Raw genomic sequence first — 18,073 nt, 5'->3', positions numbered from 1 at the left:
CAGTTTATAACAAAATAGTTTGGTACCTTAGTGCTCATGGGCACGAAGGGGTGTACCGACCTGATGATGCTGTTGCACCGCACAGGTCACGCACTGGAGACCGAACTGACGGCGAGGCTCGCGGAGATCGGGTTGACTCCGCGAGCCCGCTGCGTCCTGGCGACCGCTCTCGACGCGGACCGCACGCAGACCGAGATCGCCGACATCGTCAGCATCGACAAGACGACCATGGTCGTGACGATGGACGCCCTGGAGGCCGCGGGGTTCGCCGAGCGCAGGCCGTCCCCGACGGACCGCCGTGCCCGCGTCGTCGTCGTCACCGAACGGGGCCGGTCCATCTCGGAGCAGGCCGACGACGTGTACGCGGACGTCGTGAACAGCGTCCTGCTGTCGTTGCCGGAAGACGAGCGGTCCGGCCTCGTCAACGGCCTGACCAGGCTGGTCGAGGGCCGTCTCGGTGCCGTCGTCCCCTGCGAGAAGCCCCCGCGCAAGAGGGCGCTGCGCCAGGCGATCGGGTAACAGATAGTCCCGTAGAAAACTATCTGCTACGGTCCCTCTTATGACAACAGGGGGACCGAAGACGGACTCGCGCTGGCCGGCGCTGATCGTGCTGTGCGCGGGGATGTTGATGATCGTGCTGGACCAGACGATCGTGAACGTCGCGCTGCCCGCGATCGACGAGGACCTGAAGTTCGGCCAGGCGGGCCTCGCCTGGGTCGTGAACGCGTACCTGATCGCCTACGGCGGTCTGCTGCTGCTCGCCGGCCGCCTCGGCGACCTGGTCGGGCACAAGAGGGTGTTCCTGATCGGCCTCGGCGTGTTCACCGCCGCCTCGCTGCTGTGCGGCCTGTCGATCAGCTCCGAGATGCTCGTCGTGGCGCGGTTCGTGCAGGGCGCCGGCGGCGCGCTGGCCACGTCCGTGACGCTGGGCATGGTCGTGACGATGTTCCCGAAGCCCGACGAGCAGAGGCGCGCCATCGGCGTGTTCAGCTTCGTCGCAGCAGCGGGCGCGTCCATCGGCCTGCTGCTCGGCGGCGTGCTCACGGACACCATGTCGTGGCACTGGATCTTCTTCGTGAACATCCCGATCGGCATCGTGGCCGCCCTTGCCGCCATGCGCCTGGTGCCCGACTCACCCGGCCTGGGCCTGCGCGAGGGCGCGGACGTGCTGGGCGCGCTGCTGATCGTCGCCGCGGTGATGCTGGGCGTCTACACGATCGTCAAGGCCGAGCACTACGGCTTCGGCTCGGTGCACACCCTGGCCCTCGGCGCCGTGGCGGTGGCGTTGCTGGTGGCGTTCGTCCTGCGCCAACGACACGCCACCAAGCCGTTGCTGCCGCTGCGCGTGTTCCGCTCCCGGAACGTGACGGGTGCGAACCTCGTGCAGATCTCGATGGTCGCGGGCATGTTCGGCCTGTTCTTCCTCGGCACCCTCTACATGCAGCTCGTGCTGGCGTACACGCCGTTGCAGATCGGCCTGGCCTTCATGCCCGTCGCCGTTGCCATCGCGGTGTTCTCGGTGTCGCTCTCGGCCCGCCTGAACACCCGGTTCGGCGAGCGCAACATGCTGATCCTCGGCCTGGTCCTGATGCTGGTGGGCATGGTCGTCTTCACGCAGGTGCCGGTCGACGGCTCGTACGTGGCCGACATCCTGCCCGCGGTCGCACCGGTCGGCATCGGCATGGGCCTGTCGTTCCCGTCGCTGATGACGCTGGCCATGTCCGGCGCCGCCCACGACGAGGCGGGCCTCGCCTCCGGCCTGGTGAACACCACCGCCCAGGTCGGCGGCGCACTGGGCCTCGCCGTCCTCGCCACCACCTCGACCACGTACACCTCGTCGCTGCTGGCGTCCGGCGTCGGCCGGCTGGAGGCGCTGACGTCGGGCTTCCACCTGGCGTTCTGGATCAGCGCCGGCCTGGTGGCGGTCGCGCTGGCACTGGCGGTGTTCGTGCTCCGGCAGGTCGCGGTGTCCCGCGACGCCCAGCCGGTGCTCGTGCACTGAGGGGGAGCGGGCGGTGGGTGGCGGCGCGTGCCACTCACCGCCCGTTTCGTTTCAGAACCGCGGATCGTTTGCGAGGTGATCGCATTGCCGATGCTCGTGTACCTGGACAAGCAGGCCGAGGACGGCAAGCTGGCGCGAGCGTGGCTCAGCACCGGTGCGGTCCCCGAGCGGCTGGTCCACCAGAGCTGACGCGGCCCGGCGTCAGTGGTCCGCCAGCTCCACCCGCTTGGTGACGTCCTCGGAGCGCAGGATCGCGAACTCGCGGTCCTGCGCCTTGAGCACCTTGAGGTAGCCGGGGCTCGTCTCGAACACGTAGACGTCCTCGGAGTCGTTGATCCGCTCCTTCGGCACCCACGGCGTGCTGACGACCGCCGCCACCGCGAGCGCCGTCCCGGCCAGGAGCCACGCGAACCAGTGCAGCAACCACCGCGCGTTCCTGATGACCAGCACGAACACCACCCCCAGCGCGACCGCGCCGAGCGGCATCCACCACCGGTGGTACGTGAGCGTGTGCGACACCATCAGCGCCACGAGCACGATCAACGTGAGCAACGCCGTCGTGTTCGCCCGCTCGGGGTCCTTGCGCGTGCGGAGGTAGAAGAAGAAGGTCGCCGGCGTGACCACCATCAGCAACACCGTGCTGATCCGGTCGTCCGCCATGAACGTGCCGAGGAACAACCCGGGCGCGTCATCCAGTTCCAGCGTGTGCAGCAGCGCGAACGCCGTGTGCCAATCATAGTGCGACACGGCCAGCAGCCTGAGCAGGACGAACAGAACGGCGGCGCCGGTCACCGCGGACCCGGTGTGCTTTGCATCCACCCGCAGAACTATGGCGTATCGCCGGTCACAGCCCTCCCGACGTGCACCGCGCGGGCGCGGCTACCCTGTGCGGACATCCCGTACCTGTTTTCGAGGAGTCACACCGTCGTGTCCGAGCGCACCCTGGTTCTGGTCAAGCCCGATGGCGTCGAGCGTGGTCTGGTCGGCGAGGTGATCGCCCGCATCGAGCGCAAGGGCCTCAAGCTCGCCGCGCTGGAGCTCCGCACGGCTGACCGTGCTACCGCCGAGCAGCACTACGCGGAGCACGACGGCAAGCCGTTCTACAACGACCTCGTCGACTTCATCACCGGCGGCCCGCTGGTCGCGCTCGTCGTCGAGGGCGTCCGCGCCATCCCGGCGTTCCGCCAGCTCGCCGGCGGCACCGACCCCGTCGAGAAGGCCACGCCCGGCACGATCCGCGGCGACTTCGGCACCGAGGTGCAGTACAACCTCGTGCACGGCTCGGACTCGGCGGAGTCGGCGGAGCGCGAGATCAAGATCTGGTTCCCGAACCTCTGAGGTTGTGAGGATTCTGCGTGAAGCGGTGAGCTGAGCGCGTTGAGCTTGGGCGCTTGAGCGTCCGAGCCGTCTGAGTTCGTCGGACCCCCTGGTTGTCAGACCCGCTGAGTACAGTCGGGTTGATCAGGGGGTCCTGTTTCTGAGGGGACGCCTGCGGGAGCGTGTCCTTGCGCTCGACATCCCCTCTCAGGCCCGGCAGGACCATCGGAGCGCTCGACGGGGAAGCCACCACCGCCAAAGCCCGAGGAAGAGGCTCGAAACGCCTCGCCTTCGGCTCGATCAAAACCCAGCTCCCCGCCGAGGGCTTGATCCCAGCCCACCCGGCGACGAGCCGTTCAACCGCGTCCCCTCGGGATGACCGAGCGGCAGGTACATCCACACGTCGTCCCAGCGGTCCGCCCCGACGGCGATCGCGTTGGGCATCCGCCCGCATTCGCGGAACCCGAGCTGCTCGTACAGCTCGATCGCCCCGTGGTTGTTGCCGCGCACGCCGAGCATGGCGATCTCGAACCCGGCCGCCCGCGCGCTGTCCACCAAGCCCTGCACCACCAGCCGCCCCAGCCCGAGCCCACGCGCGGCTGGGTGGGCCATGACCTGTTGAACCTCGCAGCGGTGCTGGAACACGGCGGTGCCCCCGCGCCGCCACAACCCGACGGCGCGCACCACGCCGTCGACCACGGCGGTCACGAACGCGGCGTCGCCGTCGCGGACCTGTTCCAGAACGCCGTCCAGCCACGCCGAGAGCCGGTCCGGACCCGGCGGCGAGTGGTAGCCGACGGCGCCGCCGGCAGCGACCACGTCGTGCACGACGGTGTGGATCTCGGCGCGCAGCCGGGGGTTTGCCTCGTGCGGCCACCGCAGTTCGATCTCCGGCATGGGGCGATCGTAAATGCGTCGAGAATTGTCAGACCCCTTGGCTAACGTCGGGCGGGTGGAGAACCTCGTCGAGGCCAAGGCGCTCACCAAGCACTTCGGGGCGTTCGAGGCCGTGCGCGGCATCGACGTCGAGGTGCGCAAGGGGGAGGCGTTCGGGTTCCTGGGGCCGAACGGGGCGGGCAAGTCGTCGACCATGCGGATGATCTCCTGCGTGTCGGGGCGGACCGGTGGGGACCTGAAGGTGCTCGGCCTGGACCCGGACGTGGACGGGCCGAGGATCCGCGCGCGGCTCGGGGTGGTGCCGCAGCTCGACAACCTCGACACGGAGCTCACGGTCCGGCAGAACCTGCAGGTCTACGGCAGGTACTTCGGGATGTCGCGGCAGCGGTGCCGGGAGAAGGCCACCGAGCTGCTGGAGTTCGCCCAGCTCGCCGACCGCGCGGACCACGAGGTGGAGCCGTTGTCGGGTGGGATGAAGCGCAGGCTCACGATCGCGCGGTCGTTGGTCAACGACCCGGAGCTGCTGCTGCTCGACGAACCGACCACGGGGCTCGACCCGCAGGCGCGGCACCTGTTGTGGGACAGGCTGTTCCGGCTCAAGCAAGAAGGCGTCACGCTCATCATCACCACGCACTACATGGACGAGGCCGAGCAGCTGTGCGACCGGCTCGTGGTCATGGACGGCGGGCGGATCGCGGCCGAGGGGTCGCCCGCGGAGCTGATCAGCCGCTACTCCACGCGGGAGGTGCTGGAGCTGCGGTTCCGGCCCGGTGCGGAGAAACCGGACCTCGGGCGGTTCGCGGAGCGGGTCGAGGTGCTGCCGGACCGGTTGCTGCTGTACACCCAGGACGGTGAGCGGGCGCTGCAAGCCGTGCACGACAACGGGGTGCAGCCGGTGTCCAGCCTGGTGCGGCGCAGTTCGCTGGAGGACGTGTTCCTCCGGCTCACCGGCCGGACGTTGGTGGACTGATGCGGACGTTGCGGGCCTCCTGGTACGGGTTCGAGAAGCACTGGACGTGGTACCGGCGCAACTGGCGGGCCACGGTCGTGTCGAGCTTCCTCACGCCCGTGCTGTTCCTGCTGGCGCTCGGGTTCGGGTTCGGGTCGCAGGTGCGGTCGACCGAGCTGCTCGGCGGCGTGCCGTACCTGCAGTACCTCGCGCCCGCGCTGGTCGTCGTCACGGCGTTGCAGGGCGCCACGTTCGAGTCGACGTACGCGATCATGTCGGCGTTCCTGTGGCAGAAGACGTACATCGGCATGGTGGCCACCCCGATCACGCCCGCTCAGGTGCTGTACGGGCAGGTCATGTGGATCGGCACCCAGCTCGTGGCGCGGTCCGCGGTGTTCGTCGTCATCGCCGCGGCGCTGGGAGCGGCGGCCGGACCGGGAATCCTGTGGGCGGTCCCGTTCGGGGCGCTGGCGGGGCTCGCGTTCAGCGCGCCGCTCATCGCCTACAGCGCGCGGCTGGACAAACCGGACAGCTTCACGACGGTCTTCCGGTTCGTGCTGATGCCGATGACCCTGTTCACCGGCGCGTTCTTCCCTGTCGCCCAACTGCCGGAGTGGCTGCTGCCGGTGGTGTGGCTGACGCCCGCGTGGCACGGCATCGAGCTGGCCAGGGGAGCGGCGTTCGGCACGCTCGGGGTGCTGCCCGCGCTCGGGCACGTCGCGTACCTCGCGGTGCTGGCGGCGGCCGGGCTCGCGCTCGGCGTCAGGTACTTCCGACGCAGGCTGGCGGTGTGAGATGACCGGGACCCTCGACCGGCGACGGGCCGTGCCCGCCAGCGTGGGGCTGCTGTGGCGGGTGGTACCGCCGGGGCTCTACGGCGGGAAGGCGAGCGTGCTCGTCGAACGGGCCGCCGTCGTCAACCGGCGCGCGTGGTTCGTGCTGGTCGGCGGTGCCTTCGAGCCGATGCTGTTCCTGTGGTCGCTCGGGCTCGGGTTCGGCCAGATGGTCACGGCCGTCACCGGGCCGGACGGGCAGCCGGTCGGCTATGCGGCGTTCGTGGCGCCGGCGCTGCTGGCGGCCAGCGCGATGAACGGGGCCGTGTACGACGCCACGTTCAACGTGTTCTTCAAGTTCAAGTACCTGAAGCTCTACGACGCGATGCTGGCCACGCCGATGGGGCCGATGGACATCGCGATCGGCGAGATCGCCTGGGCGTTGCTGCGCGGCGGCCTGTACTCGGCCGGGTTCCTCGCCGTGATGCTCGGCATGGGTCTGATCGCGTCGCCGTGGGCGTTGCTCGCGCTGCCGGTGGCGTTGCTGGTCGCGTTCGCGTTCGCGGCGGTGGGCATGGCGGCGACGACGTTCATGCGCTCGTGGCAGGACTTCGACCTGGTGCAGCTGGCCGTGCTGCCGCTGTTCCTGTTCTCGACCACGTTCTACCCGCTGTCGGTCTACCCCGGCTGGGTGCGGGTCGTGGTCTCGTGGACCCCGCTCTACCACGCGATCGAGCTGATGCGCGGCCTCACGCTGGGCGTCGTGGGCTGGGGGATGCTCGGCCACCTCGCGTACTTCGCGGTGATGGCCGCGGTGGGCACGGTGGTGGCGGCGCGGCGGCTCGGCAAACTGCTGCTGGACTGAGCGGTGCGGCACGCGATTCGGCCGTCAACGTGGGGGCGGTTACTCTGGTCGCGTGAGTGCCGAGTCTGTTTTCCCCAGGTTGGAGCCCCTGCTGCCGCGGATCTCCAAGCCGGTGCAGTACGTCGGCGGGGAGCTCAACGCGACCGTCAAGGACTGGGACGAGGCGTCCGTGCGCTGGGCGTTGATGTACCCGGACGCGTACGAGGTCGGGCTGCCCAACCAGGGCGTCATGATCCTCTACGAGATCCTCAACGAGCTCCCGGACGTGCTCGCCGAGCGCACGTACGCCGTGTGGCCGGACCTCGAAGCGCTGATGCGCGAGCACGGGGTGCCGCAGTTCACGGTCGACGGGCACCGGCCGCTGAAGGCGTTCGACCTGATGGGCATCAGCTTCGCCACGGAGCTGGGCTACACGAACATGCTCACGGCGCTGGACCTCGCGGGCGTCCCGCTGCACGCCGCCGACCGCACCGAGGACGACCCGATCGTGGTCGCCGGTGGGCACGCGGCGTTCAACCCGGAACCGATCGCGGACTTCGTCGACGCGGCGGTGCTGGGCGACGGTGAGGAAGCCGTCCTCGAGATCACCGAGATCGTCAAGAACTGGAAGGCCGAGGGCCGCCCCGGTGGCCGCGACGAGGTGCTGACCCGCCTGGCCGAGACCGGCGGCGTCTACATCCCGCGGTTCTACGACGTGGAGTACCTGCCGGACGGCCGCATCCAGCGCGTGGTGCCCAACCGCGACCGGGTGCCGTACCGCGTCTTCAAGCGGACCACGATGGACCTCGACGCGTGGCCGTACCCGAAGCAGCCGCTGGTGCCGCTCGCCGAGAGCGTCCACGAGCGGATGAGCGTCGAGATCTTCCGCGGCTGCACCCGCGGCTGCCGCTTCTGCCAGGCCGGCATGATCACCCGCCCGGTGCGCGAGCGGTCCATCGAGGGCATCGGCGCCATGGTCCAGAAGGGCCTGGAGGCGACCGGTTTCGAAGAGGTCGGCCTGCTGTCGCTGTCCAGTGCGGACCACAGCGAGATCGCCGAGATCACCAAGGGTCTCGCCGACCGCTACGAGGGCACCAACACGGGCCTGAGCCTGCCGAGCACCCGCGTCGACGCGTTCAACATCGACCTCGCGAACGAGCTGTCCCGCAACGGACGGCGCTCGGGCCTCACCTTCGCGCCCGAGGGCGGCAGCGAGCGGATGCGGCGCGTCATCAACAAGATGGTGTCCGAAGAGGACCTCATCAGAACGGTGTCCGCGGCGTTCTCCAACGGCTGGCGGCAGGTGAAGCTGTACTTCATGTGCGGCCTGCCCACCGAGGAGGACGAGGACGTCCTGCAGATCGCCGAGATGGCCAAGAACGTCATCCGCGCCGGCCGCCAGGCCAGTGGCCGCAACGACGTCCGCTGCACCATCTCGATCGGCGGGTTCGTGCCCAAGCCGCACACGCCGTTCCAGTGGGCCCCGCAGTGCGACCCGGACGTCGTGGACGACCGGCTGCGCAAGCTCCGCGAGGCCGTCAACGCCGACCGCAGCCTCGGCCGCAACATCGGCATGCGCTACCACGACGGCAAGCCCAGCCTCATCGAAGGCCTGCTCAGCCGCGGTGACCGCCGCATCGGCAAGGTCATCGAGGCGGTGTGGCGCGACGGCGGCCGGTTCGACGGCTGGAGCGAGCACTTCTCCTACGAGCGCTGGACCACGATGGCCGCGCGCGAGCTGGAGCCGCTCGGCGTCGACCTCGCCTGGTTCACCACCCGCGAGCGCGAGGAGCTGGAGGTCCTGCCCTGGGACCACCTCGACTCGGGCCTCGACAAGGAGTGGCTCTGGGCCGACTGGCAGGACGCGCTCGACGAGCGCGAGCAGGACGACTGCCGCTGGACCCCGTGCTTCGACTGCGGCGTGTGCCCCGCGATGGGCACCGACATCGAGGTCGGCCCGACGGGCCGCAAACTGCTGCCGATCTCCCCGGTCGGCGTCGGTTCGCCGGTGAAGAACCCGGCGCTCACCTCGAAGTGAACGACCCCGTGTCCTGAACGACGCCTCTGCTGCTCGAAGTAGCGGGGGCGTCGTTCAGTGCGGAAACGGGACCGTCCGTGGCCTGCGACGTCACCTCGTGACGGCGGCCAGCGCGTCCACCAGACCGTGTCCGTAGAACGAGTTGTACTCCGAGTACCCGGTGCAGAACGCGTCCTGCACCCCGGTCCCGTACAGGTCGTAGTCCGCAGGGCACGCCAGCGTCGTGGCCTGCACGTTCAGCATCCGGCCCAGCTGCAGCGCGTCGGCCTCCGGGTGGGCCGAGGCGATCAGCGCCGCCACCCCGGCCGCGTGCGGCGCCGCCATCGACGTGCCGCACGAGTAGTCGTAGCCGGACGGCACCGTCGACAGCACGCACCCGCCGGGGGACCGCGAGTCGCCACCGGGCGCCGTCACGTCGATCGCCCCCAGGCCGTACGAGCTGTACGAGGACTTGGTCTTGGTCGCGTCCACCGCCGACACGCCGACGACGTTCTTCAGCTGCACCGGCAGCACCACGCACGACGGGTCCACGGGCCGGGTCTGCGCCTCGCCGTTCGTCGGCGACACCGAGTCACGGCCCGGCCGCGACAGGTCGGCGGCGTTGTTGCCCGCGGCGGCGACGGTCAGCACGTTGCGCGAGGTCGCGTGGTCCACGGCACGCCGCACGGCCTCGTAGACGACCCGCTGACCCGGCGCGTTCTGGCACGTGAACAGGTACGGGTCGATGAAGTAGCTGTTGTTCGTGATGGTCATGCCCTGCGCGGCGGCCCACATGAAGCCGCACACCGCGTACTCGGGGTAGATGAACCCGTCGTCGTCGACGACCTTCACGGACGCGATGCGCACGCCGGGCGCCACGCCCGTGATGCCGCGGCCGTCGTTGGCCGCCGCGATCGTGCCGGCGACGTGCGTGCCGTGTGCCGACGTGGTCGGTGCCCAAGCCGCGGGGGAGGGGTCGGGCTTGCCGGTCAGGCAGCCCGCGGACAGCTCCGGTGCCAGCGCCGCGGCCAGGTCGGGGTGCCGGGCGACGCCCGAGTCGAGCACCCCGACCACCACGGACCGCGAACCGGTCGTGATCGAGTGCGCCGCCGGGGCGTTGATGAGATCCATGTCCCACTGCTCGCTCGACCGGGCGCCGGCGGGCTGCAGCAGCTCGGTGTCGTCCTTCTTGCGCTTCACCGTGCGCTTGGAGGCACCCTCGGCCTGGGCGCTGTAGGCGCGCTGCGGGCCGATCAGCCGGAGGAACGACGGGTCCGGTGACGTGGCCACGGCGACCGCGATCTCCGGGTAGTACACGGTGGTGGTGCCACACGCCCCAGCAATTTCCGACTGCGCCGTAGCAGGGGTCGTGAGCTGCGGGAACACCACGAGGTAGCGCAGCAGCGGACCCGGCTGGGTGCAGCTGGTGAGCACCGGCTCGGCGCCGGCGGGCGTGGACGCCACCAGTCCTGCGGCGAGCAGCGCGGTGGTCACCGCAGCCGCCCGTGCGCGGTGGAGCAGAGGCACCAGGGACCTCCAGGTTGGCGGGGCGTCCGGTCAGCCGGACCGTAACCACGCGCAACGATCTAGACAAGCTGAACGTCCTGAATCAAGTTCACGGTACCGTCCTACTGGACGAACAGCCTGCGCCGATGGGACCGCTCACCCGTCAGGCCCACCCGTGGGGAGCACCACTGAGCCGCCACCAGCCCAACAACCCGTCGGCAGCAGCCGTGCAGAAACTGCGCCTCCGCTACACCAAGCGGGGGAGGCTGCGCTTCACGTCGCACCGCGACATCGCTCGTACGTTCGAACGAGCACTGCGCAGGGCCGGCGTACCCATGGCGTACTCGCAGGGCTTCAGCCCTCACCCGAAGGTGTCGTGGGTCGGCGCGGCGCCGACCGGCGTCGCCAGCGAGGCGGAGTACGTCGAGGTGTCCGTGGTCGAGCAGGTCGACCCGGCGGCGCTGAAGCTCGCCCTCGACGCGGCGCTGCCACCCGGCATCGACGTGGTCGAGGTCGTGCAGGCCCGCGGGGGCAACCTCACCGAGCGGATCGACGCGAGCGAATGGCGGATCGAGCTCGACGGCGTCGACCCCGCTGAGCTCGCGAAAGCGGTCGAGCTCCTGCTCTCCGCCGAACGGGTGGAGGTCGAGCGGCTCACGAAGAACGGCGTGAAGACGGTCGACGTCCGGCCTGCGGTCGTGTCGGCACAGGTCGGGCCACGTTCGAGCGACGCCGGACACGATGACGCCGCAATGTCACCACCGTGTGGGATACTCATGACGGTCGTTCGGCAGGTAACGCCTACCGTCCGACCCGACGACGTGCTGAATGCGCTTCGTGTCGTCGCCGATCTCGTGCCACCGGTTCCTGCGAGAGCAATCCGGATGGCGCAGGGACGGCTCGACGACGAAGGCAGGCTGGCGGACCCGCTCCAGCAGGACAGAGAGTCCTGACGAGCGCCGGAACGCCGGTCAGCGACGCAAACAGGAGGAGCGGCGCTGGAGGCGGCGTCGTCGTGGGACCTGCGCAAGCGTGCGCCCGCTGAGGCGTCACGCCGCTGCGCGCGAGGCAAGGATTCCCGCCGCGAGCATGCGGTGGAGAGAGACAAGAGAGGCCCCTGCGCGGCCGCGTCCTCACGGGACGCGCCCGGGGGTGGAGGAGCTGCATGTCGAACACGGAAAAGCCCGCCGGTGCGACCGGCGGGCAGGGTGTGGTTTCCGCACGCCCTGAGCTGGCCGATCTGCCCGACAAGTTGCGGGTGCACGCCTTGGCCAAACTGCTGGACGTCAGCAGCAAGGACGTGATGACGGCGCTGGCCGACCTCGGTGAGGTCGCGCGCAGTGCGCAGTCGAGCGTGAGCCGCGACGTCGCGCTGAAGGTCGCAGAGACCCTGCTGGACTGGGACGACGTCGTCACCGGTGAGATCACCGAGGACTACGAGGCCCCGGCGGTCCCCGCGTTCGAGGCCCCGGCGCTCGCGCCGGTCTTCGCCGCGCCGAGCGCGGTCTTCCTGCCGCCGACGCCGATCGAGCGGCCCAAGGCGTCCGCCTCGCCGTTCGTCGTCGAGCAGGAGCCGGTCGAGGACGAGAAGTCGGTGGGCGAGCTCGCCGCCGACGAGCTCGACGCCGCCGAGGCCGCCGACGTCGACGCGGACACCGACGGCGACATCGACGTCGACGGTGACGACGAGGGCGAGGGCCGTCGCCGGCGCCGCCGCGGTCGCCGTGGCCGTGGCCGCGGCAAGGGCGCGGATGCCGAGAACGGCGGTGAGGACGGCGACGACACCCAGTCCGAGGACGCCGAGGCGCCCGCGGAGGGTGCCGACGCCGACGACACCGCCGAGGACGAGGGTGACGAGGGCTCGACCCGCCGTCGCCGCCGTCGCCGCCGCCGCAAGACCGGCGCGGACGAGGACGTGTCGTCCGAGGACGACCCGCCGAACACGGTCGTGCACGTGCGCGAGGTGCGCGACGAGAAGGCCGACGACGCCGCCCAGAGCGAGGCCGCGCGCAGCGAGGTCCGCAGCATCCGCGGCTCGACGCGCCTGGAGGCCAAGCGCCAGCGCCGCCGCGACGGCCGCGAGGCCGGCCGCCGCCGCGCCCCGGTGCTGACCGAGGCCGAGTTCCTGGCCCGCCGCGAGGCCGTGGCCCGCACGATGGTCGTCCGCGAGCACGGTGACCGCACCCAGATCGGCGTGCTGGAAGACGGCGTGCTGGTCGAGCACTTCGTCACGTCGTCGGGCTCCGGCTCGATCGTCGGCAACGTGTACCTCGGCCGTGTGCAGAACGTGCTGCCGAGCATGGAGGCCGCGTTCATCGACATCGGCCGCGGCCGCAACGCCGTGCTCTACGCCGGTGAGGTCGACTGGGACGCCGCCGGTCTCGAGGGCAAGTCCCGCAAGATCGAGCAGGCGCTCTCCAGCGGCGACTCGGTGCTCGTCCAGGTCACGAAGGACCCGGTCGGCCACAAGGGCGCCCGCCTGACCACCCAGATCAGCCTGCCCGGCCGCTTCCTGGTGTACGTGCCGGGCGGCGGTGCCACGGGCATCAGCCGCAAGCTGCCCGACAACGAGCGCAAGCGCCTCAAGGACATCCTCAAGCGGGTCGTCCCCGAGGACGCCGGCGTGATCATCCGCACCGCGTCGGAGGGCATCTCCGAGGAGGAGCTGGCGCGCGACGTCACCCGCCTGCAGGCGCAGTGGAAGGTCATCAAGGAGAAGTCCGCCAGCACTTCCACCAAGGCGCCGACGCTGCTCTACGAGGAGCCGGACCTGCTGGTGAAGGTCGTCCGCGACCTGTTCACCGAGGACTTCGCGCAGCTCGTCGTCCAGGGCGACGAGGCGTGGGACGTCATCGACGGCTACGTCCGCCACGTGGCGCCGGACCTGCAGGACCGCCTGAAGAAGCACGTCGGCAACAACGACGCGTTCGTCGAGTACCGCATCGACGAGCAGCTGATGAAGGCGCTGGACCGCAAGGTCTGGCTGCCCTCGGGCGGCTACCTGATCATCGACCGCACCGAGGCGATGACGGTCATCGACGTCAACACCGGCAAGTTCACCGGGTCGGGCGGCAACCTCGAGGAGACCGTCACCCGCAACAACCTGGAGTCGGCGGAGGAGATCGTCCGCCAGCTCCGGTTGCGCGACATCGGCGGCATCATCGTCATCGACTTCATCGACATGGTCCTGGAGTCGAACCGCGACCTGGTGCTGCGCCGCCTGACCGAGTGCCTCGGCCGCGACCGCACCCGCCACCAGGTCGCCGAGGTCACCTCGCTGGGCCTGGTGCAGATGACCCGCAAGCGGGTCGGCACCGGCCTGCTGGAGGCGTTCAGCCAGACCTGTGAGCACTGCCGCGGCCGTGGCGTCGTCGTGTCGACCGAGCCGGTGCACTCGCACGGCGGTGGCAGCGGCAACGGTGGCCAGCAGCAGCAGTCGCAGGGCGGTGGCCGCAAGTCGCGCCGCAACAAGGGCGGCGACCAGGCCGCGGAGACCACCGAGGTGGTGGAGGCGGCCGTCGAGGCCCCCGAAGCGCCGGTCGAGCCGCAGGTCGTGGAGCCGGCCGAGCCCGAGGACACCTCCGAGGACGCCGTCGCGGCCGACCAGGAGCACGAGGGCCACGGCCGTCGTCGCCGCCGCCGTCGTGGCCGCGACAAGGAGCCGCAGGCCGTCGTCGACGCGGTCGTCGTCGAGGAGCAGGCGCTCAACGGCGACGTGCCGCACGAGGTCGCCGAGGACCCCGAGCCGGTCGAGATCGACCCGGTCGTCGAGCCCGAAGCGGTCGCCGAGCCTGCCCCGGTCGTCGAGTCGGCCCCGGCCGTCGAGCCTGAGGCGGCCGTCGAGCCCGAGGTGGTCGAGGAGACCGCGGCGGAGCTCGTCGAGCCGGTCGCCCCGGAACCCGTGAAGCCGGTCGTGACCGGCCGCATCGGCTCCCAGCTGGCCAAGCCGGTGGCCGAGCCCGAGCAGGAGGCCGTCGCGGCCCCGCAGCCGGTCTCGGCACCCGAGCCCGTCGCGCCGGTCGCCGTGCAGCCTCCCGCGGCCCGTCCGCGGCGTCGTGCGGCCAAGCGCGCCGCCGGTGCCCCGCCGGCCGTCGAGGCGCCCCCCGTGGTGGTCGCCGAGGTCCCGAAGCAGCCCGAGGTCCAGCTGCCCGCTCCGGTGGTCACCACCACCCGCAGGCGCCGTGCCGTGTCGCGGCCCGCGGGCCCGCCGGTCCAGGAGGACTGAGGTCAGCAACCGTCGAACCGGGGTCGCTCACGCGGCCCCGGTTCTGCGTTGTCAGGGGTGCGCGACCGCACCTGTGAGGGACCGCACAGCCTGCGGAAACAGGTTCAGGGGACCCCAGTTTGCTCCGGGTGCACCCACTCCCGTAACCTTGTCTGCGGCCCGCCATCCGACGGGTCCTGTCGTGTGCCTCCTCTGCTGGTTTCTCGCAGACGGTTTGGCACATGGCCCGTCACCATCGAGTAGCAGGAGACTTCCGTCCTGATGTACGCGATCGTCAAGACCGGCGGCAAGCAGTACAAGGTCGCTGTCGGCGACATCGTCGAGGTCGAGAAGCTCGAGGGCGAGCCGGGCACCGAAATCTCCCTCCAGACGCTGCTCGTGGTCGACGGCACTGACGTCACCGCTGACGCGGCGGCCCTGGAGAAGTTCTCGGTGACCGGCAAGGTCGTCGAGCACACCAAGGGCCCGAAGATCCGCATCCACAAGTTCAAGAACAAGACCGGGTACCACAAGCGGCAGGGTCACCGTCAGAAGTTGACCCGCGTCGAGGTCACCGGCATCACCGGTAAGTGAGGACCTGACTTCTCATGGCACACAAAAAGGGTGCATCCAGTTCCCGCAACGGCCGTGACTCCAACCCCCAGTACCTGGGTGTGAAGCGGTTCGGCGGTCAGGTCGTCAAGGCCGGCGAGATCCTGATCCGCCAGCGCGGCACCAAGTTCCACCCCGGCGTCGGTGTGGGCATCGGCAAGGACGACACGCTGTTCGCCCTGCTGCCGGGTGCGGTGGAGTTCGGCACGAAGCGCGGTCGCAAGACCGTCAACATCGTTCCGGTCGCGGTCTGAGGATCGTTTCCGCAACGTAGCTAGACCTCGGCGAGGGGCGGGACCGGTCATCCGGCACCGCCCCTCGTCGCTTGTTCCAGAACTTTGAGAGGAAGTAGTTCCGTGGCTCGTTTTGTTGACCGGGTGGTGATCCACGCTGCCGCCGGCAACGGGGGCAACGGCTGTGCTTCCGTGCACCGCGAGAAGTTCAAGCCCCTCGGCGGCCCGGACGGCGGCAACGGGGGCAGTGGCGGCAACGTCATCCTCGTCGTCGACTCGCAGGTGCACACCCTGCTGGACTTCCACTTCCGCCCGCACGCCTCCGCCACCAACGGCAAGGCGGGCGCGGGTGCGAACCGCGACGGCGCGAACGGCGAGGACCTGGTCCTGCGCGTCCCGGACGGCACGGTCGTGCTGACCGAGGACGGCGAGGTCGTCGCGGACCTCGTCGGCGAGGGCACCCAGCTGATCGCCGCCGCCGGTGGCCGGGGCGGCCTGGGCAACGCGTCGCTCGCGTCCAAGGCGCGCAAGGCCCCCGGCTTCGCGCTGCTCGGCGAGCCCGGTGAGACCCGCGACCTGGTGCTGGAGCTCAAGTCCGTCGCGGACGTCGGTCTGCTCGGCTTCCCGTCGGCCGGCAAGTCGTCGCTGATCTCGGTGCTCTCCGCCGCGAAGCCGAAGATCGCCGACTACCCGTTCACCACGCTGGTGCCGAACCTCGGCGTGATCACCGCGGGCGACACCGTCTTCACGATGGCCGACGTCCCCGGCCTGATCCCCGGCGCCTCGCAGGGCAAGGGCCTCGGCCTGGACTTCCTGCGCCACATCGAGCGCACCGCCGTTCTCGCGCACGTCGTCGACTGCGCCACGTACGAACCGGGCCGCGACCCGATCGCGGACATCGACGCGCTGGAGAAGGAGCTCTCGGAGTACACGCCGTCGCTGGGCGGCAACTTCGAGGACCGCCCGCGCGTGGTGATCCTCAACAAGGTCGACATCCCGGACGCGCAGGACCTCGCCGACATCGTCCGCCCGGAGATCGAGGCCCGCGGCCTGCCGGTCTTCGAGGTGTCGACCGTGTCCCGCCAGGGTCTGCGCGAGCTGACGTTCAAGCTGGCCGAGGTCGTGCGCGAGTACCGCGCGGCCCAGCCGAAGAAGGAGTCGACCCGAATCGTGCTGCGGCCGACCGCCGTGGACGACCAGGGCTTCACCGTGACCGAGGACCCCTCGGTCGAGGGTGGCTTCATCGTGAAGGGCGAACGCCCCGAGCGCTGGATCCGCCAGACCGACTTCTCCAACGACGAAGCCGTCGGTTACCTCGCGGACCGCCTCAACAGGCTGGGCGTCGAGGACAAGCTCGTGAAGATGGGCGCCGTTCCCGGCTGCCAGGTCACCATCGGCGACCTGGTCTTCGACTGGGAGCCGACCACCCCGGCCGGCATCGCGATGACGATGACCGGACGTGGCACGGACGCCCGTCTCGAGCGCAACGACCGCATCGGCGCCCACGAGCGCAAGGCCCTGAAGAAGGCCCGCCGCGCGCCCGGCGCCGGTGACGACGGTGACGACTTCGACGAGGAGTGAACCCGTGACGGCCCCCGTGGTCTCACCAGCTCGCACCGCGGTCGCCTCGGCGAACCGCATCGTGGTCAAGGTCGGGTCTTCCTCCCTGACCACAGCGGAAGGCGGGCTCGACCCGGCGCGTCTCGACGCGCTGGTCGACGCCCTCGCCGCGCGGTGTGCGGCGGGCAGCCAGGTCGTGCTCGTGTCCTCCGGCGCGATCGCCGCTGGCCTGGCGCCGTTGAAGATCTCCCGCCGCCCGCGCGACCTCGCCACCCAGCAGGCCGCGGCGAGCGTCGGCCAGCTGACGCTCGCGCACGCGTACGCGAACTCGTTCGGCCGGTACGCGCTGACCGTCGGCCAGGTGCTGCTGACGGCGGACGACGTGGTGCGCCGTGCCCACTACCGCAACGCCCAGCGCACGTTCGACCGCCTGCTCGCCCTCGGTGCGGTGCCGGTCGTGAACGAGAACGACACCGTTGCCACCGAGGAGATCCGCTTCGGCGACAACGACCGCCTCGCCGCGCTGGTGGCGCACCTCGTCGGCGCGGACGCGTTGTTCCTGCTGTCCGATGTGGACGCGCTGTACTCCGGTGACCCGCGTCAGCCCGGTGCGGTGCGCATCTCCGAGGTCGCGTCCGCCGCGGACGTGGACGGTGTGCGGGCCGGGAGCGTCGGCGCGTCCGGCCTGGGCACCGGTGGCATGGCCTCCAAGCTCGCCGCGGCACGGCTGGCGTCCTCCGCAGGCATCCCGGTGCTGCTGACCGGCGCCACCGAGGCCCACCGCGCGCTGACCTCCGCCGACGTCGGCACCGCTTTCGCCGCAACGGGTTCACGGCTCACCGCCCGCCGCTTCTGGCTCGGGTACGCCACCGACGCCAACGGCCGCCTGCACCTCGACGACGGCGCTGTCGCCGCTGTCGTGGGCCGGCGCCGGTCGCTGCTGGCCGCGGGCATCACCGGTGTGGACGGCGACTTCGAGGCGGGTGACGTCGTCGAGCTGGTCAGCCTCGCCGGTGACGTGGTGGCCCGCGGTGTCGTGGGCTACGACTCGGCGGAGCTGCCGTCGGTGATCGGCCGCAAGTCCCACGACCTGCCCGCGGAACAACGCCGCGAGGTCGTGCACGCCGACGACCTGGTGCCGCTGCACCGCTAGCCTCGG

At 70.5% G+C, this 18,073-nt stretch carries 16 protein-coding genes; 13 read left to right on the top strand and 3 right to left on the bottom strand.

The window, feature by feature from the left end; translation table 11 throughout:
* The first annotated feature begins 36 nt into the window (after positions 1-36).
* Complete coding sequence (locus ACVDFE_RS39015; RefSeq protein WP_458433933.1) at positions 37-519, top strand: MarR family winged helix-turn-helix transcriptional regulator; 483 nt, start codon at positions 37-39, stop codon at positions 517-519.
* Between the two features lie 40 nt (positions 520-559).
* On the top strand, positions 560-2,002 hold the full coding sequence (locus ACVDFE_RS39010; RefSeq protein WP_458433932.1) for a DHA2 family efflux MFS transporter permease subunit: 1,443 nt from the start codon (positions 560-562) through the stop codon (positions 2,000-2,002).
* 201 nt (positions 2,003-2,203) lie between these two features.
* Here the strand turns inward: ACVDFE_RS39010 and ACVDFE_RS39005 are convergent, their stop codons facing one another.
* Entirely contained in the window at positions 2,204-2,821 is a 618-nt protein-coding gene (locus ACVDFE_RS39005) for a hypothetical protein (RefSeq protein WP_458433931.1), read from the bottom strand.
* Positions 2,822-2,929: 108 nt separating this feature from the next.
* On the opposite strand from ACVDFE_RS39005, the gene ndk reads away from it, so the two are divergent.
* Positions 2,930-3,340 carry a nucleoside-diphosphate kinase gene (gene ndk, locus ACVDFE_RS39000; RefSeq protein WP_053735616.1) on the top strand — a complete coding sequence of 137 codons (411 nt, stop codon included), beginning with the start codon at positions 2,930-2,932 and terminating at the stop codon, positions 3,338-3,340.
* A gap of 279 nt (positions 3,341-3,619) precedes the next feature.
* Here ndk and ACVDFE_RS38995 read toward each other — a convergent pair whose 3' ends face one another.
* The gene (locus ACVDFE_RS38995) at positions 3,620-4,216 is read right to left on the bottom strand and encodes an N-acetyltransferase family protein (RefSeq protein WP_458433930.1); all 597 of its coding nucleotides are present in this window, start codon (positions 4,214-4,216) and stop codon (positions 3,620-3,622) included.
* 55 nt (positions 4,217-4,271) lie between these two features.
* Between ACVDFE_RS38995 and ACVDFE_RS38990 the strand changes: the two genes are divergently transcribed.
* The 4 genes from ACVDFE_RS38990 to ACVDFE_RS38975 are packed head-to-tail and all read left to right on the top strand — an operon-like array spanning position 4,272 to position 8,820.
* Complete coding sequence (locus ACVDFE_RS38990; protein ID WP_458433929.1) at positions 4,272-5,186, top strand: ABC transporter ATP-binding protein; 915 nt, start codon at positions 4,272-4,274, stop codon at positions 5,184-5,186.
* On the top strand, positions 5,186-5,959 hold the full coding sequence (locus ACVDFE_RS38985) for an ABC transporter permease (RefSeq protein WP_360399382.1): 774 nt from the start codon (positions 5,186-5,188) through the stop codon (positions 5,957-5,959). Before ACVDFE_RS38990 ends, ACVDFE_RS38985 begins: the two co-directional genes overlap by 1 nt.
* Before the next feature lies 1 nt (position 5,960).
* A complete protein-coding gene (locus tag ACVDFE_RS38980; RefSeq protein WP_360399379.1) occupies positions 5,961-6,803 on the top strand; it encodes an ABC transporter permease in 843 nt (280 codons plus the stop codon).
* Positions 6,804-6,855: 52 nt separating this feature from the next.
* The gene (locus ACVDFE_RS38975) at positions 6,856-8,820 is read left to right on the top strand and encodes a TIGR03960 family B12-binding radical SAM protein (protein WP_360399376.1); all 1,965 of its coding nucleotides are present in this window, start codon (positions 6,856-6,858) and stop codon (positions 8,818-8,820) included.
* Between the two features lie 90 nt (positions 8,821-8,910).
* On the opposite strand, the gene ACVDFE_RS38970 is transcribed toward ACVDFE_RS38975, so the two are convergent.
* Positions 8,911-10,326, bottom strand: a complete 1,416-nt coding sequence (locus tag ACVDFE_RS38970; protein ID WP_458433928.1) for a S8 family peptidase — start codon at positions 10,324-10,326, stop codon at positions 8,911-8,913.
* 206 nt (positions 10,327-10,532) lie between these two features.
* Between ACVDFE_RS38970 and ACVDFE_RS38965 the strand changes: the two genes are divergently transcribed.
* From ACVDFE_RS38965 to proB, 6 genes are all read left to right on the top strand, one after another.
* Positions 10,533-11,258, top strand: a complete 726-nt coding sequence (locus ACVDFE_RS38965) for a TIGR03936 family radical SAM-associated protein (RefSeq protein WP_360399586.1) — start codon at positions 10,533-10,535, stop codon at positions 11,256-11,258.
* A 212-nt stretch (positions 11,259-11,470) separates the two neighbouring features.
* Entirely contained in the window at positions 11,471-14,530 is a 3,060-nt protein-coding gene (locus tag ACVDFE_RS38960; protein WP_458433927.1) for a translation initiation factor IF-2 N-terminal domain-containing protein, read from the top strand.
* A gap of 261 nt (positions 14,531-14,791) precedes the next feature.
* Positions 14,792-15,103: a 50S ribosomal protein L21 gene (gene rplU / locus ACVDFE_RS38955; RefSeq protein WP_030468121.1), complete on the top strand. Its 312-nt coding sequence runs from the start codon at positions 14,792-14,794 to the stop codon at positions 15,101-15,103.
* A 14-nt stretch (positions 15,104-15,117) separates the two neighbouring features.
* On the top strand, positions 15,118-15,375 hold the full coding sequence (rpmA, locus tag ACVDFE_RS38950) for a 50S ribosomal protein L27 (protein WP_053735607.1): 258 nt from the start codon (positions 15,118-15,120) through the stop codon (positions 15,373-15,375).
* Positions 15,376-15,477: 102 nt separating this feature from the next.
* Entirely contained in the window at positions 15,478-16,935 is a 1,458-nt protein-coding gene (obgE, locus tag ACVDFE_RS38945) for a GTPase ObgE (protein WP_360399365.1), read from the top strand.
* 4 nt (positions 16,936-16,939) lie between these two features.
* Positions 16,940-18,067, top strand: a complete 1,128-nt coding sequence (proB, locus tag ACVDFE_RS38940; RefSeq protein WP_360399362.1) for a glutamate 5-kinase — start codon at positions 16,940-16,942, stop codon at positions 18,065-18,067.
* Positions 18,068-18,073: the final 6 nt, after the last annotated feature.

This window comes from Lentzea chajnantorensis, assembly GCF_054300775.1.
This window is presented reverse-complemented; position numbering and strand designations above follow the sequence as displayed.